General features: G+C 44.4%; 17 protein-coding genes, 1 tRNA gene, 1 rRNA gene and 1 pseudogene. 7 read left to right on the top strand and 13 right to left on the bottom strand.

The genetic code is table 11. The features are described from left to right. Positions 1-315: 315 nt before the first annotated feature. The 3 genes from GPK88_RS18650 to GPK88_RS18640 all read left to right on the top strand — a co-directional run bounded on the left by GPK88_RS18650 (position 316) and on the right by GPK88_RS18640 (position 2,777). Positions 316-531, top strand: a complete 216-nt coding sequence (locus tag GPK88_RS18650) for a hypothetical protein (protein WP_215708133.1) — start codon at positions 316-318, stop codon at positions 529-531. Then, entirely contained in the window at positions 528-1,349 is an 822-nt protein-coding gene (locus GPK88_RS18645; protein ID WP_173762795.1) for a sensor histidine kinase, read from the top strand. The genes GPK88_RS18650 and GPK88_RS18645 overlap by 4 nt, the downstream gene beginning before the upstream one ends. Positions 1,350-1,925: 576 nt before the next feature. Next, positions 1,926-2,777 (top strand): polysaccharide deacetylase family protein, encoded by an 852-nt coding sequence (locus GPK88_RS18640; protein WP_173762794.1) that lies wholly within the window; start codon positions 1,926-1,928, stop codon positions 2,775-2,777. Between the two features lie 96 nt (positions 2,778-2,873). On the opposite strand, the gene GPK88_RS18635 is transcribed toward GPK88_RS18640, so the two are convergent. Further along, a complete protein-coding gene (locus GPK88_RS18635; RefSeq protein WP_015526804.1) occupies positions 2,874-4,181 on the bottom strand; it encodes an O-acetylhomoserine aminocarboxypropyltransferase/cysteine synthase family protein in 1,308 nt (435 codons plus the stop codon). 261 nt (positions 4,182-4,442) lie between these two features. Beyond that, positions 4,443-5,531: a tRNA 2-thiouridine(34) synthase MnmA gene (gene mnmA, locus GPK88_RS18630; RefSeq protein ID WP_173762792.1), complete on the bottom strand. Its 1,089-nt coding sequence runs from the start codon at positions 5,529-5,531 to the stop codon at positions 4,443-4,445. Between the two features lie 206 nt (positions 5,532-5,737). On the opposite strand from mnmA, the gene GPK88_RS18625 reads away from it, so the two are divergent. Then, positions 5,738-7,897 (top strand): SulP family inorganic anion transporter, encoded by a 2,160-nt coding sequence (locus tag GPK88_RS18625; RefSeq protein WP_173762791.1) that lies wholly within the window; start codon positions 5,738-5,740, stop codon positions 7,895-7,897. Here GPK88_RS18625 and GPK88_RS18620 read toward each other — a convergent pair. Next, positions 7,887-8,759 (bottom strand): LysR family transcriptional regulator, encoded by an 873-nt coding sequence (locus GPK88_RS18620; RefSeq protein WP_173762790.1) that lies wholly within the window; start codon positions 8,757-8,759, stop codon positions 7,887-7,889. The genes GPK88_RS18625 and GPK88_RS18620 overlap by 11 nt on opposite strands. A 294-nt stretch (positions 8,760-9,053) precedes the next feature. On the opposite strand from GPK88_RS18620, the gene GPK88_RS18615 reads away from it, so the two are divergent. Continuing rightward, positions 9,054-10,820: an ABC transporter ATP-binding protein gene (locus GPK88_RS18615; protein WP_173762789.1), complete on the top strand. Its 1,767-nt coding sequence runs from the start codon at positions 9,054-9,056 to the stop codon at positions 10,818-10,820. Next, the gene (locus tag GPK88_RS18610) at positions 10,817-12,565 is read left to right on the top strand and encodes an ABC transporter ATP-binding protein (RefSeq protein ID WP_173762788.1); all 1,749 of its coding nucleotides are present in this window, start codon (positions 10,817-10,819) and stop codon (positions 12,563-12,565) included. Before GPK88_RS18615 ends, GPK88_RS18610 begins: the two co-directional genes overlap by 4 nt. Before the next feature lie 77 nt (positions 12,566-12,642). Here GPK88_RS18610 and GPK88_RS18605 read toward each other — a convergent pair whose 3' ends face one another. The 8 genes and pseudogenes from GPK88_RS18605 to GPK88_RS18570 all read right to left on the bottom strand — a co-directional run bounded on the left by GPK88_RS18605 (position 12,643) and on the right by GPK88_RS18570 (position 21,760). Further along, positions 12,643-13,329 (bottom strand): hypothetical protein, encoded by a 687-nt coding sequence (locus GPK88_RS18605; protein ID WP_173762787.1) that lies wholly within the window; start codon positions 13,327-13,329, stop codon positions 12,643-12,645. A 151-nt stretch (positions 13,330-13,480) separates the two neighbouring features. Further along, the gene (locus GPK88_RS18600) at positions 13,481-15,208 is read right to left on the bottom strand and encodes an ABC transporter ATP-binding protein (RefSeq protein ID WP_173772292.1); all 1,728 of its coding nucleotides are present in this window, start codon (positions 15,206-15,208) and stop codon (positions 13,481-13,483) included. Between the two features lie 13 nt (positions 15,209-15,221). Continuing rightward, positions 15,222-16,967, bottom strand: a complete 1,746-nt coding sequence (locus tag GPK88_RS18595) for an ABC transporter ATP-binding protein (protein ID WP_148448874.1) — start codon at positions 16,965-16,967, stop codon at positions 15,222-15,224. A 66-nt stretch (positions 16,968-17,033) separates the two neighbouring features. Next, positions 17,034-17,660 (bottom strand): TetR/AcrR family transcriptional regulator, encoded by a 627-nt coding sequence (locus GPK88_RS18590; protein ID WP_148448872.1) that lies wholly within the window; start codon positions 17,658-17,660, stop codon positions 17,034-17,036. 462 nt (positions 17,661-18,122) lie between these two features. Beyond that, entirely contained in the window at positions 18,123-19,352 is a 1,230-nt protein-coding gene (gene hydF, locus GPK88_RS18585; RefSeq protein WP_021977955.1) for a [FeFe] hydrogenase H-cluster maturation GTPase HydF, read from the bottom strand. 193 nt (positions 19,353-19,545) lie between these two features. Further along, a pseudogene (locus tag GPK88_RS18580) lies at positions 19,546-20,158 on the bottom strand (sugar O-acetyltransferase). Positions 20,159-20,618: 460 nt separating this feature from the next. Then, a complete protein-coding gene (locus GPK88_RS18575; RefSeq protein ID WP_148448871.1) occupies positions 20,619-21,179 on the bottom strand; it encodes a flavin reductase family protein in 561 nt (186 codons plus the stop codon). Continuing rightward, on the bottom strand, positions 21,176-21,760 hold the full coding sequence (locus GPK88_RS18570; protein ID WP_148448869.1) for an NUDIX hydrolase: 585 nt from the start codon (positions 21,758-21,760) through the stop codon (positions 21,176-21,178). The genes GPK88_RS18575 and GPK88_RS18570 overlap by 4 nt, the downstream gene beginning before the upstream one ends. A gap of 233 nt (positions 21,761-21,993) precedes the next feature. Between GPK88_RS18570 and GPK88_RS18565 the strand changes: the two genes are divergently transcribed. Continuing rightward, complete coding sequence (locus GPK88_RS18565; protein WP_021977951.1) at positions 21,994-22,245, top strand: RDAC family protein; 252 nt, start codon at positions 21,994-21,996, stop codon at positions 22,243-22,245. 105 nt (positions 22,246-22,350) lie between these two features. On the opposite strand, the gene GPK88_RS18560 is transcribed toward GPK88_RS18565, so the two are convergent. Together GPK88_RS18560 and GPK88_RS18555 are read right to left on the bottom strand one after the other, a co-directional pair. Then, positions 22,351-22,423: transfer RNA gene (locus GPK88_RS18560), tRNA-Asn, on the bottom strand. Positions 22,424-22,710: 287 nt separating this feature from the next. After that, positions 22,711-22,920: ribosomal RNA gene (locus GPK88_RS18555) — 23S ribosomal RNA — on the bottom strand; the annotation flags it as partial.

The following is a 22,920-nucleotide window of genomic DNA, read 5'->3' as shown; positions in this document are numbered from 1 at the left end:
AAGATAATTATACAAATTCTAATTTTTTCTTTTTCTTATCTGTTTTACAAAAAAGTTTTTTCTCTTTTACAGGAATGTATAAATTATTTAAAATTTACCTTACTTTTTATTATCATACTTCCTATTTTTTTACCATTAATTATATCAGAGTTTACACGATTTTATAAATCCAGTAACCTTTTTATTCCGCTTCTTCTATATATTATTTGTTGTTTCATAAGTTATTTATTATTTATACATAGTCTTAATTTATTAGAACAAGAACAGAAGAATTTTAAAAAGAATATCCATAAAATAGATCTACTGAAAATGCAAATGGAAGTATCGGAAGAAATGAAACAGGAATATATTAAAATTCGCAAATGGAATCACGATATAGAAAATCATCTAATTTCTTTGGCTTATCTTGCAGAAACAAAGAAAATGGATGAAGCAGAAAAGTACTGTAATTCTGTATTACTCGATAACATACATCTCAATGATCATACATTTGTTAATAAAACAGTCCATCAGGAGGATAATACCTTATGATTTCTAAACAAAAAATATTTTTTCTTATTTCTTTAGCATTTTTTCAAATTTTTTATCTTTTAGCCCATTATTCAGGAAAATATTTGAATCTTTTTTTCTTGCTGACCTGCCTGACTGCAATCATTGTATGTCATAATTTATATCAACTCTTAATACAACTTTTTACCGGAGAAAAAGCAAAAACAGAACTTAATCTGTTAGAAAAACAATATTCTTTAACTAACGAACATCTACTATTAATGAAACAGCAAAAAGACAATACTCTTAAAACTCAACAACAATTTATCAAAAAACTTCAAACAATACAAAATCTTCTGCACATAAATGATTTTGAAAATGCACACAAACTTATCTGCGAAACTCTTGAATCTTTCCAGCATGATCGCTTTCATCCTTATTGTGAAGACAATCTTATTCTTGCTATTCTGGAATCTAAGCGAACGTTCGCCCAATATTTAGGAATCCAGGTAGACTATAAGATTTTTCTTCCTGAAAAATCAATCATTCAGTCTTCAGATTTAAGTAGTGTTCTATTTAACATAATGGATAATGCCATTGAAGCATGTAATTCTTCTGGATCTTCGGAAACGCATATTTCCCTAATCTTGAAAACTTCTAAAGGCTTTCTTTCTATCCTAGTTAGAAACAGTAAAAACCCTCAAACAAAATTTAGCCACACTACTACAAAAAAAGATTCCTTTAATCATGGATTAGGACTTTCCATTGTCGAAGATATCTGCCACAAATATGATGGAAGCTGGCAGTGGAATGATTGTGGAAATGTCTTTGAATCCATTATTCTTTTACGATATCAATAAAACATTTATATAGCGTCTGGAGATATTATAAATTCTGTCTAAATTATAAATATTTTATATTATCCGAATATTATATGTATTATGCATATATTATTCTTCTATTTCTATTTATTTTTATTATTTTTCAAATTTAGTGTTGACAATATCGTTTTTATCTGTTATAGTATAACCATCAAATAAAACAAACGGAAAACAAAAAAACAAATCAAAAAGGAGCGTGAACCCACCGAAAACATAACTTACTTCCCATAATCTAAGAAAGAGAGGTACAGTCCACCAGAAGATTTAAAGATTTTCCATCATAATTAAAACAAGGAGGTACGGACCACCGAGAACGTAAATTTTAATTCCGTATAAGTTTTAAATCTAAGAAATGAGAGGTATATTCCATTGGATAATGAAAATTGAAAGAGTCATCGGCAGAAGAAATTGATCGCTGATGGCTCTTATTTTTTGCTTATTTATCTCTGGCTCTCCTGAATATTCTGCTGAACCTATCCTCATTATCATTTGTCTTCATATCTTCCTCTGTACGTTCATAAGCATATTAATAACTCCATTTTCTCCGAGGTTCCCATGAAACAAAAACATATCTACCGCCTTATCTTTTTCTTTGTCATGGCTTTTGCTCTTGGCAGTCTTGTGGGAAAGATTTCTTCCCATTTTTCTTCCGGATCACGATCCGACCAGAATTCTATGGAAAACAGCCGGCCCTCTTCTGCTTCTCTGTCTTCTCAGAGTGAAAACTGGGGGCTTGGTTTTCAGGAGAAGGGCACACGGCCTACAGGAAATGCTTCCATAGAGGAACTGAAAAAATACAATGCCTGGTACGCAGATGATACTGATGAGAAAAAAATATATCTCACTTTCGACGCAGGCTATGATAATGGAAACACGCCTGCCATTCTGGACGCCTTACATAAACATCAGGTATATGCCACATTTTTTGTTGTGGGAACCCTGATCCGGGAAAAGCCGGAACTGATCCGGGAAATTGTGGATGCAGGCCATACCGTTGGCAACCACACCATGACTCACCCGGATATGTCCGGTATCTCCACAAAAGAAGCTTTTCAGAAACAGCTTGAAGATGTGGAGGCTCTTTATAAAGAAGCAACTGGAAAAGAAATGACAAAATTTTACCGTCCGCCACAGGGGATCTACAGCACGGAAAACCTCCAGATGGCAAAAGATCTGGAGTATCACACGTTTTTCTGGAGCCTGGCCTATGTGGACTGGTATCAGGATAAACAGCCCTCAAAAGAAGAAGCTTTCGAGAAATTACTGGGACGCATCCATCCGGGTGCTATTGTGCTGCTGCACAGCACTTCCTCTACAAACGCTTCCATCCTGGATGAACTGCTGACGAAATGGAAAGAGATGGGATATACTTTCGGAACGTTGGAAGAACTTGTGGAAGCCGCCTAAAAAAAATCTGCCCCGGAACTATATTCTCATACGTCCCGGAGCAGATTTTTCTGTGCTATTGATTTAGAAGGTGTTCTTCTTATTTAATTGTCTTATTTACTGAACTGCTTTGAATGCCTCATCAAGATCCTGGATAATATCATCGATATTCTCAGTTCCGATAGAAAGACGGATTGTGTTTGGTTTGATTCCCTGATCAAGAAGCTCTTCCTCTGTGCACTGGCTATGTGTTGTAGTAGCCGGATGGATAACAAGGGATTTCACATCTGCAACGTTTGCAAGAAGTGAGAACAGCTCAAGGTTATCAATGAAATCCTTTGCCTTCTGTGCATCTCCCTTGATCTCAAATGTAAAGATGGAACCGCCGCCGTTAGGGAAATATTTCTTGTAAAGCTCCTGCTGGCTTGGATCTGTGGATACAGACGGATGATGAACCTTCTCTACCTGCGGATGATCATTCAGATACTGTACAACCTTCAGTGCGTTCTCAACATGACGCTCTACACGGAGAGACAGTGTCTCAAGTCCCTGAAGGAAGATGAATGAGCTTACTGGAGAAATGGTTGCTCCTGTGTCACGAAGAAGGATCGCACGGATCTTTGTAACAAATGCAGCCGGTCCGCATGCTTTTGTGAAGCTTACGCCATGATAGCTTGGATTTGGCTCTGTAAGAGATGCAAATTTGCCGGATGCCTCCCAGTCAAACTTACCACTCTCTACGATCACACCACCGATAGTAGTTCCGTGGCCACCGATGAATTTTGTTGCGGAATGAACAACGATATCTGCGCCGTACTCAATTGGTCTTACGAGGTATGGTGTTGCAAATGTATTATCTACAACAAGCGGAATTTTATGTTTGTGAGCAATTTTTGCAAGAGCCTCAATATCTACAACATCAGAATTTGGGTTTCCAAGAGTCTCAATATAAACAGCTTTTGTGTTCTCCTGGATCGCATTCTCCACTTCCTCGAGATTGAATACATCAACAAATGTTGTTGTGATTCCGTATGCCGGAAGCGTATGCTCCAGAAGGTTTGTTGTACCGCCGTAAATATTTTTGGCTGCTACAATGTGATCTCCCTGCTGTGCAAGGTTCTCGATCGTGTATGTGATAGCTGCTGCACCGGATGCTACTGCAAGTGCTGCGGAGCCACCCTCAAGTGCTGCGATCCTCTTCTCGAATACGTCCTCTGTCGGGTTTGTAAGACGTCCGTAAATGTTACCAGCATCTGCAAGTCCGAAACGTGCTGCTGCATGATCGCAGTTGCGGAATACATAGGAAGATGTCTGGTAGATTGGTACTGCTCTTGCATCTGTAACCGGATCCGGCTGTTCCTGTCCTACGTGAAGCTGTAATGTCTCAAATTTAAATTTTCTCTGATCTCTTGTAATTTTGCTCATGTGTTTGTCCTCTTTTCTTTTATTCTTATATTCGGTAAAATAGTAATTTCTTATCTTATGATCATCTGCTTATCAGCGACAACAACACATTCGCTTTTCTTCGATAAACACCCTTGTTGACTTCTGTAAAACCTTCATGATTTCCTCCTGATCATCACGTTGCTCACCTTGTTTTGTGTGCTCCGTTTTTTGATGATGCAATCATATCACCCTTTTCCTAGTATGTCAATGGGGTTTATCTATTTAGGTTCTCACCTTTATTTATGACTGGCTATAGATTTTATTTATAACGCCACCGCCTACAACTTCGTCTCCGTCATACATTACCACAGCCTGGCCTTTTGTGATCGCTCTCTGAGGTTCATCAAACTTCACATGAAGGATGCCGTCCGGTGTCTGCCATACAGTGGCTGGCTGCTCTTTATGACGGTAACGGATCTTGGCAGTCACTCTCTTCGGCTCACTTAAATTATCCACAGAGATCAGGTTTACACTATCTGCCTCAAGCTCACTGCTGAAAAGATCTGCGTTGTCACCGAGAACAACTGTATTGGTCTTCGGGGAGATCTCGCAGACATAAAGACGGCTGGCTGCCGGAATACCAAGGCCACGGCGCTGACCGATGGTATAATGGATGATTCCTTTATGGCGTCCGATATAGTTTCCTTCTTTATCTACAAAATCACCTTCCGGTGTTTTTTTGCCTGTATATTTCTCGATAAATTTCGCATAATCGCCATCCGGCACAAAGCAGATATCCTGGCTGTCATGTTTTCTGGCATTGATAAAACCATGCTCTTCGGCAATGACACGGACCTGATCTTTCCGAAGGCCGCCAAGAGGAAGTTTTACATGTGCCAGCTGTTCCTGGGTCAGCATATAGAGCACATAGGACTGATCCTTGGTGTCGTCCACTGCTTTTTTCAGAAGATAGCGTCCTCTGTTCTCATCATATTCCACTCTTGCGTAATGTCCGGTTACAATATAATCGTAGCCGATCTCCTGCATACGGTGGAACATTTTGTCAAATTTCAGATAACGGTTGCAGTCGATACATGGATTGGGTGTACAGCCGTTTTCGTAAGCCTCCACAAAACGGTCCATGACTTCTGTATGGAAATCTGCGGTAAAGTTAAATACGTAGTAAGGCATATCCATCTGATAGGCTACGCTTCTGGCATCCTCCACATCGTCCAGGGAACAGCAGGTCTTTTCCCTGTGGACACCGATATCCTCGTTGTTGTAAAGTTTCATGGTTGCACCGATGCACTCGTCACCGGATTCCTTTGTCAAAAGAGCTGCCACGGAGCTGTCTACACCGCCGCTCATTGCTATGATCGCTTTTTTCATTTATATCTTAACCTTTCATTGATGATCTTTTTCACACAGCAAAAGTACAGGATTTCGCATCCCCACAGCTGTAATTTCGCATTTATTATAATATGGCAGATATCCTTTGTCCACGATTTTTCACCCGGAACCTTTGCTTTGCTTCTTTCCCGCAGGCTCTCTTTGGTATATAATAGAACATATTTTTCAGAAAAGGATGTGACTATATGAAGCTTTCCCTGTTTTCCTCGCTGCGGGGCTACCGGAAAGAGTACCTTCTCAAAGATATTTTTTCCGGTATCATCATCGCCGCGGTTTCCATTCCTATCTCCATGGGATATGCCCAGATTTCCGGAATTCCGGCGGTATACGGACTGTATGGTTCTGTTCTGCCGATCCTGCTGTTTGCGCTCTTTTCCACTTCAAGGCAATTTATCTTCGGAGTTGACGCGGCACCTGCTGCCATTGTAGGCGGCGCACTGTCTACCCTTGGCATTGCCGCGGAATCGGAAGCCGCCATGGATTATGTCCCTGCCATTGCACTTTTTGCAGGTCTGTGGCTGTTTATCTTCTTTCTGCTTCACGCAGATAAGATCGTGGACTTTATCTCCACACCTGTTATGGGTGGTTTTATCAGCGGTATCGCAGTCACCATCATCCTGATGCAGATCCCGAAGCTGATGGGAAGCCCGGCCGGTTCCGGTGAACTTCTGGAGCTGGCAGAGCATATCTTCGCTGCCGCAAAAAATATAAGCTGGCTTTCCCTCTGCATGGGACTTGGTGCGCTGATACTGATCCGCATATTCAAAAAACTGGCGCCGAAATTCCCCATGGCCATCGCGATCATGGCCCTGGGTGTTCTCTCCACCGTTGTTTTTCATGTGGATGAAAAGGGCGTTGTGCTTTTGCAGTCTGTAGAACGTGGCCTTCCTTCCCTGGTGATCCCGGATTTCGGAAATGTTGATCTGACCCAGGCAGCAGGCCGCGGCCTTATGGTTGCTGTTGTCATTATGGCAGAAACTCTTCTTGCAGAGAATACCTTTGCGTTCCGCAATGATTATAAGCTGAACGACCGTCAGGAAATCCTGGCCTGTGCCGCCGGAAATATTGCTGCCGCCGCAGTAGGCTGCTGCCCAGTAAACGGCAGTATCTCCCGCACCTCCCTCAATGAACAGTACGGAGGAAAATCTCAGGCAGTTTCCATCACTGCCGGGATCACCATGGCTCTGATTCTTCTTTTTGGCACCGGCTTTATCGGATATCTTCCGGTTCCTGTGCTGACAGCCATTGTGATCTCTGCTCTGATGGATGTGGTGGAAACCCATCTGGCTGTGCGTCTTTTCAAGGTGAGCCGGACAGAATTTTACATTTTTATGGCTGCCGGTTTCAGCGTGCTCTGCCTTGGAACTATCTACGGCGTTATCATTGGCATCCTGCTCTCTTTCGTAGCTGTGATCCTGAAAGCTACCAACCCGCCACGCTCTTTCCGTGGCATGATCCCGGGCAGAGATGTTTATTTTGATCTTTCCAGAAACCGTTACGCCTATCCCATCAAAGGCGTTGTCATCTACCGTTTCAGTGAAAACCTGTTTTTCGCAAATGTAAAGATCTTTCAGGAGGACATTGAGAACAGCATCCAGAAAGATACGAAAGTAGTGATCGTAGATGCCAGTGCCATCAACAGCATTGACGTTACTGCTGCCGACCGGCTGGATGCCATCTCTGCAAGCCTGAAAAAACGTGGGATCCGTTTTTACCTCACCGAACATTCCACTCAGATCAATGACCAGCTGCGTCAGTTCGGCATCAGTCATATGATCAAGGACGGTATGGTCCGCCGTACCATTCTTGCTGCTCTGCATGACGCAGGGATCGAAGCCCCTTATGAACTGGATGTTCCAAAGGAAGACGAGACAAAGCTTCTGCGCCGCAGTATCGCTTTTCTTCCGGCAGAGGAAGAAAATACCCTGGAAGAGTTCGCCTGGGCTTTTGGTGATGATGCAGTAAAAGAGATCGAGGAATCTGTCCATCACATTATCGAGCAGTTACACCAAATCCCGGATATTGAACGTCTCTCCGAAGAAGGTCTGGAAGAACTTTTGGATAACTGGCATGGCCTGGGGCTTCTGGATGAGGATGAACTTCTCCGAAGGATCGAGTTACATATGGACGAATTGCCGGAAGAGCTGACTTCCGACCGGAGACTGATCCTTCAGCTTCTGGAAAAACGCCGTGGCAAACTAAAAGAAAAAATCCTGGCCGAACACCCGGAAGTTCTGGAACGGCTGGAACAGCGCAGAAAGAAACTGGAAGAACGGCTGGAGAAACAGAATCCGGAAGCCGTTCAGAAGTGGAAACACTGGAAAGAGGAACATCTCAAAGACTGATTTCTTTATATTCCTCACAGATATTGATAAACTCCTGCATTACAGCGGAAGGCCTGCGGTCTTTTTTCCAGGCAAGAAGGATCCTGGTCTTCAGCTTCTCTTCTTCAATGATGCGGATCGGAAGATCTGTACAGAGATCTTCCATGGATCTTGGAAAAACGGCAGTCGCAAGACCTTCCTGCACCCAGAGCATGGCATCTCTGGGATCGTCACAGACACAGAAAATATCCGGTTGGAGATTTTTTTCTCCAAAGGCTTTCATCAGAAATTCTTCGTACCGCCGGTAAATAATAAGAGGGCGTCTGGTCAGCTCCTTAAGGCTGATGCCCTCTTTTTTTGTACCGTTTTCCGGAAATTCAGGGGGAAGAACCGCGATCATGGGTTCTTCCGAAAGCTCCAGATAATTCAATCCCTCCAGCTTGATAGGTGTCCGTACCACAGAGACATCAATGATCCCATCCATAAGATAATTCAAAAGTGTAAAGGTAATGGCATCCCGTACCTCAAAGTTTACATCCGAATTCTCCTTGGAAAATCTGGAAATATAAGGCATAATGGTGGTTACCGTAGTGGGCGTGATCCCGATACGCAAGACCTGCTTTTTTCCTGCCTTGGATACTTCCAGCTCTGTGGAACGGACATAATTTAAAATATTCTCCGTCCTGTCGTAAAGAAGCTTTCCCGCTTCTGTCAGTGTCACTCCTGCCCTGGTCCGTTCAAAAAGCTTCACATTCAGCTCCGCTTCCAGCTGTTTGATCTGATAGCTTAAAGGCGGCTGGGACATGTTCAGCCTTCTTGCAGCTTCATGGATACTTCCTGTTGCCGCGATCTCATGAAAATATTCCAACTGTCTGATCTCCATATCTTCCTCCTTTTAATTGTATATGACATTTCCTGTGATTTCCGCATTCCGTTCCCGGATGATCCACATCAAACACGCTCTGTCTCTGTTCAACAAACGGATATCTGGAATCTGCATACTAATGATTTTTTCATTTTTGCAGATACTATCATTATCTTCCCATAAACTCACGTTTTCTTCAATACAAATTTTATATTATAATGCATCAAAAACAATATTATACGTATCATCCCGAAGAGAGTATAATAACAGAGGTTTATTGTAATAAAAAGGAAATGGAGGAAAGAAAAAGAAATGCGAACACTCGCAAAATATCTTCGAAACTACAAAAAAGAAAGCATTCTGGCTCCTTTTTTCAAGTTTCTGGAAGTTGTGTTTGACCTGCTGGTGCCTATCGTCATTGCCCAGATCATTGATGTGGGTATTGCCCATAACGATCACGGCTACATCGTACAGAAATTCTTTATCCTGATATTGATGGCTGCCGCAGGACTGGCAGTCAGCATTACCGCCCAGTTTTTTGCGGCAAAAGCCAGTGTAGGTTTTGCCACAGAAGTACGGCAGGCAGTTTTTGACCACATCCAGAAGCTTTCCTATACGGAACTGGATACCCTTGGAACCGATACCCTGATCACCCGTCTGACCGACGACGTAAACCAGGTACAGAATGGTGTAAATATGGGCCTTCGTCTTCTTCTTCGAAGCCCGTTTATTGTTTTCGGTGCCATGGTGATGGCCTTTACTATCAACGTGCGCTGTGCGCTGATCTTCGTAGTTGCCATCCCGATCCTGTTCCTGTTTGTCTTTGTGATCATGTTCTTAAGTATCCCTCTTTTCAAAAAAGTACAGGGACGCCTGGATACTGTCACACGCCTTACCAGAGAAAACCTGACCGGTGTCCGTGTGATCCGTGCATTCTGCCGGGAAGATCACGCAGTTGCAGAGTTTGACGAAAGCAACCTTGCTCTCACAAAACTGAATGAATTTGTGGGAAAAATCTCCGCACTTTTAAATCCGGCCACCTATGTGCTGATCAATATCGCAACCGTAATCCTGATCCAGACTGCAGGTGTACAGGTCAATCTGGGAAACATGCAGCAGGGTGAAGTCGTTGCCCTCTACAACTACATGGCACAGATGATCGTGGAGCTGATCAAACTTGCTTCCCTGATCATTACCCTGAACAAATCCATGGCCTGTGCAGACCGTGTTGCCGGAATCCTAAAAGTAGACTCCACCATGGCTTACCCGGAGAAAACTTCCGCACCGGCAGCTGCAAAGAACGACTGTGCTGTTGCTTTTGACCATGTGACCTTCTCCTATGCAGGAACCGGCGCACCCAGCCTTTCAGACATTACTTTTTCCGCAAAAAAAGGCTCTACCATCGGAATCATCGGCGGTACCGGAAGCGGTAAATCCACCCTTGTGGATCTGATCGCACGTTTCTATGACGCAAGTTCCGGAACTGTTATCCTGGATGGTCAGAATGTACAGACCTATTCACAGAATGAGCTCCGGGAAAAAATCGGCGTGGTTCCTCAGAAGGCTGCGCTTTTCCAGGGAACCATCCGCGAAAACTTAAGCTGGGGACGGGAAGATGCCACAGATGAGGAAATGTGGGAGGCTCTTACCACTGCCCAGGCCCGTGAGATCGTGGAGAAAAAAGAAGGCCAACTGGATTTCCGTCTGGAACAGAACGGTCGTAACCTTTCCGGTGGCCAGCGCCAGAGACTTACCATTGCCCGCGCCCTTGTAAAAAAGCCGGAGATCCTGATCCTGGACGACAGTGCCAGTGCTCTTGACTTTGCCACAGATGCGGCACTTCGGAAGTCTCTCCATCAGCTTGGCGGAAACACCACCACTTTCCTGGTATCCCAGAGAGCAGCCAGCATCCGCCAGGCCGATCTGATCCTGGTACTGGACGACGGCCAGCTCGCCGGAAAAGGAACCCACCAGGAGCTTGTTTCCACCTGTGAAACTTACCGTGAGATCTTTTTCTCACAATTCCCGGAAGAACGGATCAAATATGAAAAAGCAACCGGAAAGGAGGTCCTGGCATGAGCAAAACAGACAAAAACAGCATGGCAACCTTCTTCAAGGTGCTCCGCTTTATCGGAAAATACCGTTTTCTTCTTGTATTAAGTGTGATCCTTGCCGCAGTTACTGTCATTTTGCAGCTGTATGTTCCCGTACTTTTCGGCTATGCCATTGATGAGGTGGTTGCTGCCCATGAAGTTGATTTTGGCAGAATGGGATTCTATCTTTCCCGTATTCTTGTCATGATCGTGCTTTCCGGTATTGCCACCTGGGTCATGAGCATCATCAACAACCGTATGACCTACCGCACAGTACAGGATATCCGTGCGAAATCCATCCGCCATATCCAGAAACTTCCGCTGTCCTACCTGGACGGACACAGCACCGGTGATATCATCAGCCGTGTCATTGCGGATACGGATATTCTTTCTGATGGTATGCTCCTTGGATTTACACAGCTGTTTTCCGGTATCATCACCATCATCGGAACTCTGATCTTCATGTTTTCCAAAAACGTGTGGATCACACTGATGGTCATTGTCCTGACTCCGGTGAGCTTTTTTGTGGCAAAATTCATCTCCTCCCATTCTTTCCAGATGTTCCGTGCACAGAGTGATGCCCGTGGACGTCAGACTGCACTGATCGAGGAAATGATCGGAAATCAGAAAGTGGTTCAGGCATTTGGCTATGAGAACCGTTCTTCGGAGCGTTTCGCTTCGATCAACGAGGAGCTTCGAAATGCCAGCCAGAAAGCTGTTTTTTACAGCAGTCTCACCAACCCGTCCACACGATGTGTCAACAACATCATCTATGCAGGTGTAGCTCTTGTAGGTGCATTCCTGATCCCGGGCGGTCATCTGACGGTAGGTGGGCTTTCCGTCCTGTTGGCCTATGCTAACCAGTACATGAAACCATTTAATGATATCAGCTCCGTGATTACAGAGCTTCAGAACGCTCTGGCCTGCGCTACCAGGATCTTTGACCTTCTGGAAGAAAAACCGGAAAGCCCGGACCTGTCCGGAACTCTTGATGATGTAAAAGGTGCCGTAGATATCCAGAATGTTTCTTTCCGCTACGAAGAGGACAAACCTCTCATTGAAGGATTTAACCTTCACACAGAGCCTGGCCGACGAATCGCCATCGTAGGTCCTACCGGCTGTGGTAAGACAACTTTTATCAACCTGCTAATGCGTTTCTACGACGTCACCGGCGGAAGTATCTCCGTAGACGGAAAACCGATCACCGAAGTTTCCAGACATGCCCTCCGCGGAAGCTATGGCATGGTTCTCCAGGATACCTGGATCAAACATGGAACTGTCCGCGACAACATCTGTATCGGAAAACCGGATGCTTCGGATGAAGAAGTGATCCAGGCAGCAAAAATGTCCCACAGCTGGGAATTTATCCGCCGTCTTCCAAATGGCCTGAATACCATTCTCTATGAAGACAGCTTAAGCCAGGGACAGAAACAGCTTCTCTGTATCACCCGTGTCATGTTGTGCCTGCCACCGATGCTGATCCTTGACGAGGCAACCTCCAGCATTGATACCCGTACTGAAATGCTGATCCAGGAAGCCTTCGACCGGATGATGCAGGGCAGAACAAGCTTCATTGTTGCCCACCGTCTCTCTACTATCCGTAATGCGGATGAGATCCTTGTCATGAAAGACGGAAGTATCATTGAGCAGGGAAATCACGAGGAACTTATGGCAAAAGGCGGATTCTATCAGAATCTTTATAACAGCCAGTTTGTGAAAGTTTCTGAATAAAATATCGAATTTATAAAATTCAAAAATCTCCGGATCACAGTTTTTCTGTGCCGGAGATTTTTTTATACCATTTTGTTCTATTTATATTTTGACCGGAGAAGCCACTTCTGATCGATCACTTTCAATTCTTCTCCAAACCGGATATGAAGCCTTACTGAGCCTGGAAGCTGCTCCACATGTTCAATGTTTCCGGTTCCGAATTTCGGATGGCTCACATCTTCTCCGATCTCGTAGCGCACAATGCTGTTCCGGGTATTTTCATGCTGCTGCTTTCTCCGGTAAGTATCCCGTACTGTTACTGTCCGGTCATGGATTGGGCTTCGGAGCTTTTTCTCGTAGTCGTGTTTCATCAGTGCTTCCCCTGCTTTATAATATGGCGTTGGCGCCGCGCCGGTCAGGGAACAGCAGTATTTCCAGGCACTTCCGTGGGTTCCGTGCTGCCACTGATACTCTGCGGGAATGTGAAAATTATGCTGCATATAATGGGCATATTCATGTTTGTAAAGATCCAGCCTGTCCTCTTTTTTCAGAGGATTTTTTACCGCATAGCCAATAAACAGCAGGGAAAAATGAAAATGCTCTTTTTCGTGGTAACTGCCTCTTGTATACGATCCAAGAAGGTCCGGCTCCATGCCAAAAGTAATGGGGATCTTCGCTCCATTGAGATGAAATTTTTTATCAAATTCCGCATAAAGGCTGCGGATCTGGGCTGTAAGTACCGGAATCTCTTTTTGCAGAGCCTGTGCAAGTGCCTGGTCGATCATTATTTACAACTCCTCTATATTTTTAAAATACAAACTCTAGTAATATAGCACTTTCTCCCGGAATTGTAAACATCTCCTGAATGTATTTTGCCGGCAGTTATTAAGAACTGCCGGCAATACCCCTTATTTTTATCTCAGGCACAAATCTTCTTTACGCCAATTTCCAGCTGGCTGCCTCTTCTCTTGCATGGATAAAATCTGCATAAAGACCGCTCTGGGCGGAAAGTTCCTCGTGGGTTCCTCTCTGAGTGATCTTTCCTCCGTTTAATACCAGGATCTGGTCCGCATTTCGGACTGTTTTCAGTCTGTGGGCGATCATGATAATGGTCTTGTTATGAATCAGCACATCGATTGCCTTCTGCAGCTCCGCCTCATTTTCCGGGTCCACACTTGCAGTTGCCTCATCCAGGATAATGATCGGCGCATCTTTCAGCATGGCTCTTGCAATGGAAATCCGCTGTTTCTCGCCGCCGGAAAGAGTTCCACCACCTTCTCCGAGAACCGTATCATAACCCTCCGGAAGGGACATGATAAAATCGTGACAGCAGGCAGCTTTTGCGGCTTCCACCACTTCCTCATGGGTGGCATCCTGTTTTCCGAAGCGGATGTTATTTTCGATGGTGTCATTAAAAAGATATACATCCTGGAATACCATGGAAATATTTTTCATCAGGCTGTCCAGCTTGTATTCCTTTACATTGTGGCCGCCTACCAGGATCTCTCCGCCCTGTACATCCCAGAATCTGGCGATCAGATTGCAGAGCGTAGTTTTTCCGCCGCCGGAAGGTCCTACTACCGCAGTGGTGCTTCCTGCCGGGATCTGGATGGAAACGCCATCCAGGATCTTACGGTCACCATAAGAGAAACTTACGTTTTTAAATTCCACAGATGCATCTTCCGGACGGATTTCACTGCCGTCGGTATCCATCGTCGGTGTGTCATCAATAGAATTTGCTTTCCGCATGGATTCCCCAAGCATCTGCAGATTGTCGGACATATTTCCTGCATTTTCCAGCTCCTGATATACCATAAAGGAAGCGATCAGCATCAGGATACATCTGGAAAGATCCAGGCTTCCACTGTAATAAAATACAAGACTTGCCACTGCCAGCGCCGCGCCAAATACCTTTGCAGTTACCTGTCGGATACCGATCCACGGTGTCACAGATCTTGTCAGAGCCAGCGCTTTTTTGCAGCTGTCATCCACTGCCCTGGCTGCTGCCTGATCGTTATCTTTTTCCAGACCATAGGATTTTACCACGCTCATGCCCTGCACATATTCCAGAACAGATTTTACCAGTCCTTCCTGCGCCTGCTGTCTTCCAGGGCCTGTTTTTGCGGTTGCTGCCGTGGAGCATTCTGTTACTGCAAGGTAAACCAGAATACCAATAATAGCGATCACTCCAAGACGCACATCGATCACAAACAGCGCCAGACAGAAAGCCAGAGTATTTAAAAATCCTCCGATCACAATGACCAGACATCTGGACGCATTGTTTTCCACATCCGAAAGTGTAGTAGTAACAACTGCTGTGATATTTCCGAGGCTGTTGTCATTAAAAAATCCCATTGGGATATAGCGCAGACGGTCTCCGATATGGACTCTTTTCTCTGCTGCCATAAAATATCCGGTTTCTGTCTCCGCATTGGTCGCATAGTAAAAGCAGGCCTGCCTTCCCAGCATGGAGATCAGCATTACTGCAAATACCGGAAGAATATGTGCTTCTTTCCCACCTACGATGATATCCAGCGTCATCATCAGCGCCAGAAACTGCAGTGCTCCAAAGACCGCTCCGATAAAGGAAACGATCATGGCTTTTGTAAAAAGTTTTTTCTTTTTGCCTGAAAAGGCGATGATTTCTTTTAATATCCGGATCATTTCTCTTTCCCCCTTATGCCACGTCGCGGACACCCAGATAGGAATTCCACATCTTGCTGTACAGCGGGCAGTTTTCTTTCAACTGCTCATGGGTTCCCTGTGCCTCAATATGACCATCCTGAACCACTACAATGTTGTCCGCATCGGTGATGGTTCCCAGACGGTGCGCGATCACGATCAGTGTCTTCCCTTTTGTCAGTGCGGAGATGGCCTTCTGGATCATGGCCTCATTTTCCGGGTCAATGCTTGCGGTGGCCTCATCCAGGATCACGATCTTCGAGTTTTTCAGCATGGCTCTTGCAATGGAGATCCGCTGCTTCTCTCCTCCGGAAAGATGTCCGCCGCCTTCGCCGCAGATGGTATCATATCCTTTATCCAGCTTCCGGATAAAACCGTCACATCCGGCAGCTTTTGCCACTGCCTCCACTTCCGCATCTGTGGCATTTAATTTTCCCATACGGATATTGTCACGGATGGTACGGTCAAACAGGTAATTATCCTGGGAAACATAGGCGATCTCCTGATTCAGCTGATCCAGAGGGATCTCTTTGATATCTTTTCCCCCAAGGGTAATGTTTCCTTCGGTTACATCCCAGAAACCTGCGATCAGTTTTGCAATGGTGGATTTTCCGGAACCGGATGGTCCGACCAGTGCGGTAACTGTTCCCGGGTTGATGGTAAGGTTTACGCCTTTCAGCACTTTTTCATCCTGGTTACCATAGCTGAAGGATACCTGTTTCAGACAGATCTTCTCATCAGAAAGAGAAGTTTTTCCCTCCGGACGGTTCAGTTCCGGGCTGTCCAGGATACCGTTGATTTCTTTTACGTTGGCACCCACAATGGCAAGCTCATCCACAAAGGACAAAGCCGCCAGAAACGGGCCCGCAAATCCCATGGAAAGGACAATAATGGTGAAAAAATCCGAAGCGGAAAGGCTGCCGTGAGACCACAGAAGAAGTCCTACAGGCAGCACGGTGATCAGGACGGACGGCGTCCAGGTCTGCATGGTGGACATATATTTCTGGTTGTCATGCATCCAGTCCACATAGTACTGTGCGTTCTCTTCCACTGCTCCGGAATATTTTTTATAAGATCCGGCGGACTGGCTGAAAGCCTTTACTACCTGGATCCCGCCTACATACTCGATGATGGCATTTGCCATACGTTTTCCTACTGCAACTGCGCCTTCCCAGCGGACTGCATAGGTTCTTCCGCTCTGGCTCATGATGGCCATACCGATCACAGTTGTGACAAGGGAAGCAAATCCCATTCTCCAGTCCAGTGCAAAAATATATACTGCAATGGCAACCGGTACCAGAAGGTTGGCTGTCATCTCCGGGATCAGATGGGCCAGCGTGGGCTCCATCCCTTCCACACGGTCTACGATGGTTGTTTTATACTGTCCGGATGGAGTATCCAGAATGGTTCCCATTGGCACTCTGGAAAGCTTGGCCAGCATTTTTTTACGGATATCCCGCAGAGTATAGTAGGTTGCTGTATGGGACATGGACGTGGACCATGCAGAACCCACAGACTTTACCAGATAACTGCTCAGAAGAAGACCGCACCATGGCAGGCACTGGCTGAAATCTCCATTTTCCAGAAGAATGCGTATCATCGCCGCAATACTGAAATACGCAGCCATGGTTCCTGCCACACCAAGTACAGCCAGAACTACTGAACCATAAAATTTACTGTGATATTTTTCTGCCCATCCCCATACGACGGATATTGGAGATGGTTCTTTCTTTTTTTCCATATGTATCAACTCCTTTTTGCAGATATCAGATAATTAAACTGACTTCCACTACACTCTTCTGCTTTGTCACGATCCGCTGATTCCCAGTAACCGGAACCATCCGGCAGAATAAAATTCCCTCAGGCTGTTCATATAGGAAATAGCTTTTTCTCTGGGCATATCGTAGCGTACCGTTTCAAACATGCCGTTAAACATGCTGCTCGCCACCATATGGATCAGATTCTCATCCAGTTCTTCCGGCTGATAACCCGCCTCTTTCATTTTTTCCATAAGGACAATGCTGGAATTAACCTCGATCTCTGTGAGTACGTCCAGATAATGTTCATAACGGGTTCCTGCAGAACAGCATACGATCAGTTTAAATGCATCAAAATGATCATAAATATATTCCACCATCCAGGAATGACCTTCATCAGACACCTCCGGAAGTGTCTGCACCTGGTCCTTCACCGGCTGATCTGCAAAGTTTCTCTGGATCGCCCGGTATCTCTCTTCCAGCACTCTGGCCGGTTCTTCCACCAGTACATCAAACAGAGATTCCTTGTCTGTATAATAGCGGTACAGTGCTCCTGTGGTCACAGACAGTCTGGATGCGATCCCACGCATGGAAGCTCCCTGAAATCCTTTTTCCAGAAATTCCTGCTTTCCTGCTTCCAGAAGATCTGCTGCCAGTTTCTCATTTACAGGTCTCATATGATTGTCTCCTTTATTCAATAACGCCGTTATTTAATAACAATGTTATTTTAAGATAACTTTCTTTGTTTGTCAATTGGTTAAGTTAAATAAAACTATCTTTTTTCAAAAATTTCCAGATTTACGAATGGCATGCAAAAAGCAGCTGCTCTCTGCACAGAAATCAATTCTGTACAAAAAACAACTGCTTCATAAATTTACTATATCTTTCTGTTCCATCATTAGCGTAGCATAATTCTCTACGCATCCGAAACCTAATGTCACTGTTGTATTTAACATCTGGCTTTTTTTTACAGACTTTTCGTCAAGCGGATATTCGCAATCCGCTTCGCTACGTAGCTCTACACCAAATAACTGCTCCGCAGTTTATCAGGAGGAGCTTGCACTCCTCCTGATACAAGCAAGTCCCCACCCACTGCTTATTGCTTTTCGCAATTGAAGCAGGGGACTTACTTGATTTGGTTAAACATCCAGCTCTTTTCTTACATCCGGGAACATTTCCACACATCGTTTCAGGATTCCCTGCATGTAAGCAATGGCAATTCCATAATTGGTAATGGGGATTTCCTGGTCCAGCGCACATTTCTGACGGTAGCGCATTTCCCGCTCGTTGAGCATACATCCACCGCAGTGCACGATCAAGTTGTACTTCGTCACATCTTCCGGGAAATCTCTTCCTGAAGAATACTCAAATTCCAGATCTTTCCCCGTATAATTTCGGATCCAGCGTGGAAGCTTGACTGTTCCGATATCATCACACTGCCTGTGATGGGTACAACCTTCCGAAATCAGGATTTTATCTCCGTCTTTCAGTCGGTCAATGGCTGCTGCCCCGGCTGCCGCTGTTTTCAGATTTCCTTTAAATCTGGCAAACAGAATTGAAAATGAAGTGAGCCAGATATCCTTCGGTGTTTCTTTGCTGACCTTTGCAAAAACCTGACTGTCTGTGATCACAAGCTTTGGCTTCTTACCCAGAGTTTCCAGAGTATTGGAAAGCTCATTCTCTTTGATCACAATGGCTGCTGCTCCAGCCTCCAGCACATCCCGGATTGTCTGCTGCTGTGGAAGGATCAGGCGGCCTTTTGGTGCGGCTTTATCGATCGGTACTACAAGAACCGCAAAGTCTGACGGCTCCAGGAGATCTCCTACCAGACGTAATTTCAGATCATCGGTTACTGCAAGAGATGCGATCTTTTCTTTCAGTTCATAGATGTTCTGACCTGTTGCCGCACTGGCGTAAATGAAGGGTTCCTGATTCCGATCCGGAAAATCCGCATTTATTTTCTGATTTTCCGAAAGAAGGTCGGATTTATTGTATACAACCAGGTACGGAATTTCCTTTTCTTTAAAAATGTGGATCAGCTCCTCATCCACATTGGTTTTTCCAAGGGTAGCATCCACAACAAGAACTGCCACATCCACACGGTTCAGTACCTGTTTTGCCTTTCGGACTCGAAGTTCTCCAAGATGTCCTTCATCATCAATACCCGGCGTATCAATAATTACAACCGGTCCCATTGGAAGCAGCTCCATGGCCTTGCTCACCGGATCCGTGGTAGTTCCTTTAACATCGGAAACCACAGCAAGTTCCTGACCTGTCACTTTATTTACAATACTGGATTTTCCTGCATTTCTTCTGCCAAAAAAACCGATATGTACACGGTCTGCTGACGGTGTTTCATTCATTCCCATAATTTTTCCTCTTTTCTTTCAGCATCAGACAGGTCCTCATCCATTCCTGTTCTCATCCACCTGTTTCATATTTCATAAGATCATTCGACCTTTGCTCCCGGCATTATCTGTTGATGTGCAAAAGCTTACGCCTCTGTTCCTGCCCTCTGCTTATTGCTTTTCGCAATTGAAGCAGGGGACTTACTTGATTTGGTTAAACGATCTCAGAATAATCAATTTTTCTGTCTTTAAAATAATATTCTTTATCCCGCTCATTCATTTCTCTCAGCACCCTGCATGGATTACCGACTGCAACCACATTGGAAGGCAGATCCTTCGTTACTATACTTCCGGCCCCAACTACAACATTATCACCAATAGTAACTCCCGGTAACACAACAACTCCAGATCCCAGCCAGCAGTTCTTACCGATATGAACTTCCATATTATACTGATATCCTTTTTCACGAAGCTCCGGTAAGATCGGGTGCCCCGCAGTTGCGATGGTCACATTTGGACCGATCATGGTATAATCGCCAACATAAATATGACCGTCATCTACCAGTGTCAGGTTAAAGTTGGCATAGACATTTTTTCCAAAATGGACATATGCACCTGCCATATTGGCGTGAAGCGGTGGCTCGATATAACAATCTTCACCAATCTCCGCAAACATCTCTTTCAGCATTTCTTTTATCCAGCTGTGTAGGGCGTGTCATATTGAAGTCATAAAGCCTGTCCAGTTTCCTGATCTGATCCTGAAAGATTTCATCGTCATTAGGGAGATATAATTCTCCTGTATGCATTTTTTCTCTCATTGGGCGCATGGCAGCTCCTCCTTTTTGTATGTTTTTTACAAAAAATGATATATGGATTATGTTATCATATCGTATATTTACATACAAGCATGAAATTTCTGAATAATCCGAAGTTTTTTCGTGAATCTGTTATGTTCATATATGATCTGTAGCTTCATCTGCTGTTTCTTTTATAACAAAAAGTAATGATCAGGACGGGATTTTCCAGGCATGTCAAGCGGATATTCGCAATCCGCTTCGTTACGTGGCTCTACATCAAATAACTGCTCCGCAGTTTATCAGGAGGAGCTTGCACTCCTCCTGATACAAGCAAGTCCCCACCCACTGCTTATTGCTTTTCGCAATTGAAGCAGGGGACTTACTTGATTTGGTTAAAGAGTTTGGAATATTATAAAAAAAGTCTCTTCCAGAAGGCAGGTTTTTCAATCCTTTCTTCTTAAAGAGACTTTTTTGTTTCCATAAATATTATTTATTTCAATGCAGCTCCAGCTTTAAAAGCATCGCCCACCTTTTCGCCAAGACGGATATATGCGTTGTTAAACGGATCAAACGTGATCGGTGCAGCTTTTGCTACATCTACATTTCCGTTTTTGTCCAGAACACGTTCGTCCACGCTGACATTTACGATCTCACCAACCAGACGGCAGGTTTCTTTGTCGTAGCTTTTCAGTTTACATTCTACACAGATGGGAAGCTCTTTGATGATGGGGGCATCTACTTTTTCGGACTTTTCTGCTGTAAATCCGGCTTTTGCAAATTTATCCGGCTCTTTGTTTCCGGAAACAATTCCCACATAATCGCAGGCTGTCATATGATCCACATCCGCCATGTTTACTGTGAAAGCGCCTTTTTTCAGAATATTTTCGGTTGTTTTGTGACTCTCACTGACACAGATGGAAATTTCCTTATCATCACTGATTCCGCCCCAGGCAGCATTCATAACGTCCGGTTTGCCATCCTCGCCATATGTGGCGATCATTAATACTGGCTGTGGATAGGTATAAGGTTTTGCACCAAAATCTTTTCTCATGACTGTTTCTCTCCTTTATATTCGTTATTGTTGTTATTTTTTATGAATTCCCGCACAAGCTGCAGGCCTCCTAATGGAACACAGAATTTATCTCTGTGCTGTCTGCACTGCTGATACGTTTCTTCCAGATCAAACCACTGTACCTCTTCTACTTCTTCTTTCTGAAGTGTAAGACGATCGATCTCTACCGGATGATCGTAGATATAAACAAAGGCAATCTCTTCATCCAGGAACATTTTTCCATGAAATTCTTTGGCAAAAGATATCGGGAATTTTCCTGCAAACTGCAGATCTTCTGGCACTGCATGTATCCCCAGTTCTTCCTTTAGTTCCCGCAATGCTGATTCCAACGGTTCATCCCCTGCCTGTATGTGGCCTGCAGATGAAGTATCAAATTTTCCTGGAAAAGAATCCTTGTTTCTGGATCTTTTTTGAAGAAGGATCTCTGTTCTTCCATTTTTCCGGCGGATGATCCAGATATGCGCAGTGCGATGGCGGATTCCCTCTGCATGGGCAATGCTCCGTTCTACGGTCTTTCCGGTAGGATTTCCGTTTTCATCTATGATATCAAATATTTCCATTCTTATCTGTCTGCTTCTTTCTCTTATAATTATTCTTAAGTGAATCAGATGATTTTTTATCTGATTACCAAAATGTCTGGGAACTGACAAAATTTACTATAGTATATATTTTAACATGATTTGAAAACAGTTTCCAGTCTGTTGTCGGAAAACCGGCATCTGTATTGCCTGTTTTTCTTTTCTTTGCTATGATATTTCTAACCACAATAATTATTTGACGGGAGGTTGATTTTATGTATTGTATTTCTTTTAATGATATCATTGAACTAAATGGACTACTTAAAGATCAGGGACTTCATTTTCGCATTCATCTTCGTGATGCTTGTGGAAAACAATCCTGTTGGATCGAACCGCTTGGGAATTGTGCATGTGAAGGACATTTTGATGAAATGTATCAGGTTCTGGAGAATTTTTTTGCAGGAAAAAGAGCCTCGATCGAGTATGATGAGAGTAAACTGAATTTCTGGATTTTGTCTGCAGATTGAGGATTCGCCATCCCGCAGGAGACTTGCCCGATTCAGTTAAAACAGATATTATGTGAAAATATAAATATGCCTGTAAACAGCACTCTGTTTACAGGCATAAAAAAACTCCCCCTGTTGGACTCGAACCAACGACACTGCGGTTAACAGCCGCATGCTCTACCGACTGAGCTAAGGAGGATTATTTATTAAGGTTTGTACCTTAAAAACTACATACATGTGTTTGTTGATGGTTAATCGTTTTTGTTGAATCAAGTTTAACCTGCGTGCCGATTTACCTTTTTTTACGGGCTCGCAGCTTGCGCTGCATCGCCTGTTCTTTTAGGCTACTCCAGCGGGGGTCATCTCACGACTCCGTCGTTCGATGTCATTTGCTTCGCAAATGTTCAAGTCAGCTAATGCTCATACGTCCACAAGCAAGCTTGCTCCCGTATGACCCTTACCTGCCTTGCCCGCTTCCTCGGCTGGTTGGTCAAGCCCTCACCCGATTAGTAACAGTCAGCTCCATGTGTTACCACACTTCCACCTCTGCCCTATCTACCTCGTCGTCTTCAAGGGGGTTTACTTCACTAAGAATGGGATATCTCATCTTGAGGGCGGCTTCACGCTTAGATGCCTTCAGCGTTTATCCCTTCCGGACTTGGCTACCCGGCCATGGCTTTGGCAAGCCAACCGGTC

This window comes from Blautia sp. MCC269 (assembly GCF_018785655.1).
Classification (GTDB): domain Bacteria; phylum Bacillota; class Clostridia; order Lachnospirales; family Lachnospiraceae; genus Blautia_A.
The sequence above is the reverse complement of the archived record's forward strand: the minus strand, read 5'-3'. Positions and strand labels throughout refer to the sequence as shown.

What these genes read in the sequence shown, in the direction of transcription:
- GPK88_RS18635 (WP_015526804.1), bottom strand. Translation starts at nt 4,181, where the DNA reads ATGAGCAAAATTACAAGAGATCAGAGAAAATTTAAATTTGAGACATTA.
- GPK88_RS18595 (WP_148448874.1), bottom strand. Translation starts at nt 16,967, where the DNA reads ATGGAAAAAAAGAAAGAACCATCTCCAATATCCGTCGTATGGGGATGG.
- GPK88_RS18650 (WP_215708133.1), top strand. Translation starts at nt 316, where the DNA reads ATGGAAGTATCGGAAGAAATGAAACAGGAATATATTAAAATTCGCAAA.
- hydF (WP_021977955.1), bottom strand. Translation starts at nt 19,352, where the DNA reads ATGGGAATGAATGAAACACCGTCAGCAGACCGTGTACATATCGGTTTT.
- GPK88_RS18590 (WP_148448872.1), bottom strand. Translation starts at nt 17,660, where the DNA reads ATGAGACCTGTAAATGAGAAACTGGCAGCAGATCTTCTGGAAGCAGGA.
- mnmA (WP_173762792.1), bottom strand. Translation starts at nt 5,531, where the DNA reads ATGAAAAAAGCGATCATAGCAATGAGCGGCGGTGTAGACAGCTCCGTG.
- GPK88_RS18640 (WP_173762794.1), top strand. Translation starts at nt 1,926, where the DNA reads ATGAAACAAAAACATATCTACCGCCTTATCTTTTTCTTTGTCATGGCT.
- GPK88_RS18575 (WP_148448871.1), bottom strand. Translation starts at nt 21,179, where the DNA reads ATGAGAAAAGATTTTGGTGCAAAACCTTATACCTATCCACAGCCAGTA.
- GPK88_RS18645 (WP_173762795.1), top strand. Translation starts at nt 528, where the DNA reads ATGATTTCTAAACAAAAAATATTTTTTCTTATTTCTTTAGCATTTTTT.
- GPK88_RS18565 (WP_021977951.1), top strand. Translation starts at nt 21,994, where the DNA reads ATGTATTGTATTTCTTTTAATGATATCATTGAACTAAATGGACTACTT.
- GPK88_RS18625 (WP_173762791.1), top strand. Translation starts at nt 5,738, where the DNA reads ATGAAGCTTTCCCTGTTTTCCTCGCTGCGGGGCTACCGGAAAGAGTAC.
- GPK88_RS18615 (WP_173762789.1), top strand. Translation starts at nt 9,054, where the DNA reads ATGCGAACACTCGCAAAATATCTTCGAAACTACAAAAAAGAAAGCATT.
- GPK88_RS18600 (WP_173772292.1), bottom strand. Translation starts at nt 15,208, where the DNA reads ATGATCCGGATATTAAAAGAAATCATCGCCTTTTCAGGCAAAAAGAAA.
- GPK88_RS18610 (WP_173762788.1), top strand. Translation starts at nt 10,817, where the DNA reads ATGAGCAAAACAGACAAAAACAGCATGGCAACCTTCTTCAAGGTGCTC.
- GPK88_RS18605 (WP_173762787.1), bottom strand. Translation starts at nt 13,329, where the DNA reads ATGATCGACCAGGCACTTGCACAGGCTCTGCAAAAAGAGATTCCGGTA.
- GPK88_RS18620 (WP_173762790.1), bottom strand. Translation starts at nt 8,759, where the DNA reads ATGGAGATCAGACAGTTGGAATATTTTCATGAGATCGCGGCAACAGGA.
- GPK88_RS18570 (WP_148448869.1), bottom strand. Translation starts at nt 21,760, where the DNA reads ATGGAAATATTTGATATCATAGATGAAAACGGAAATCCTACCGGAAAG.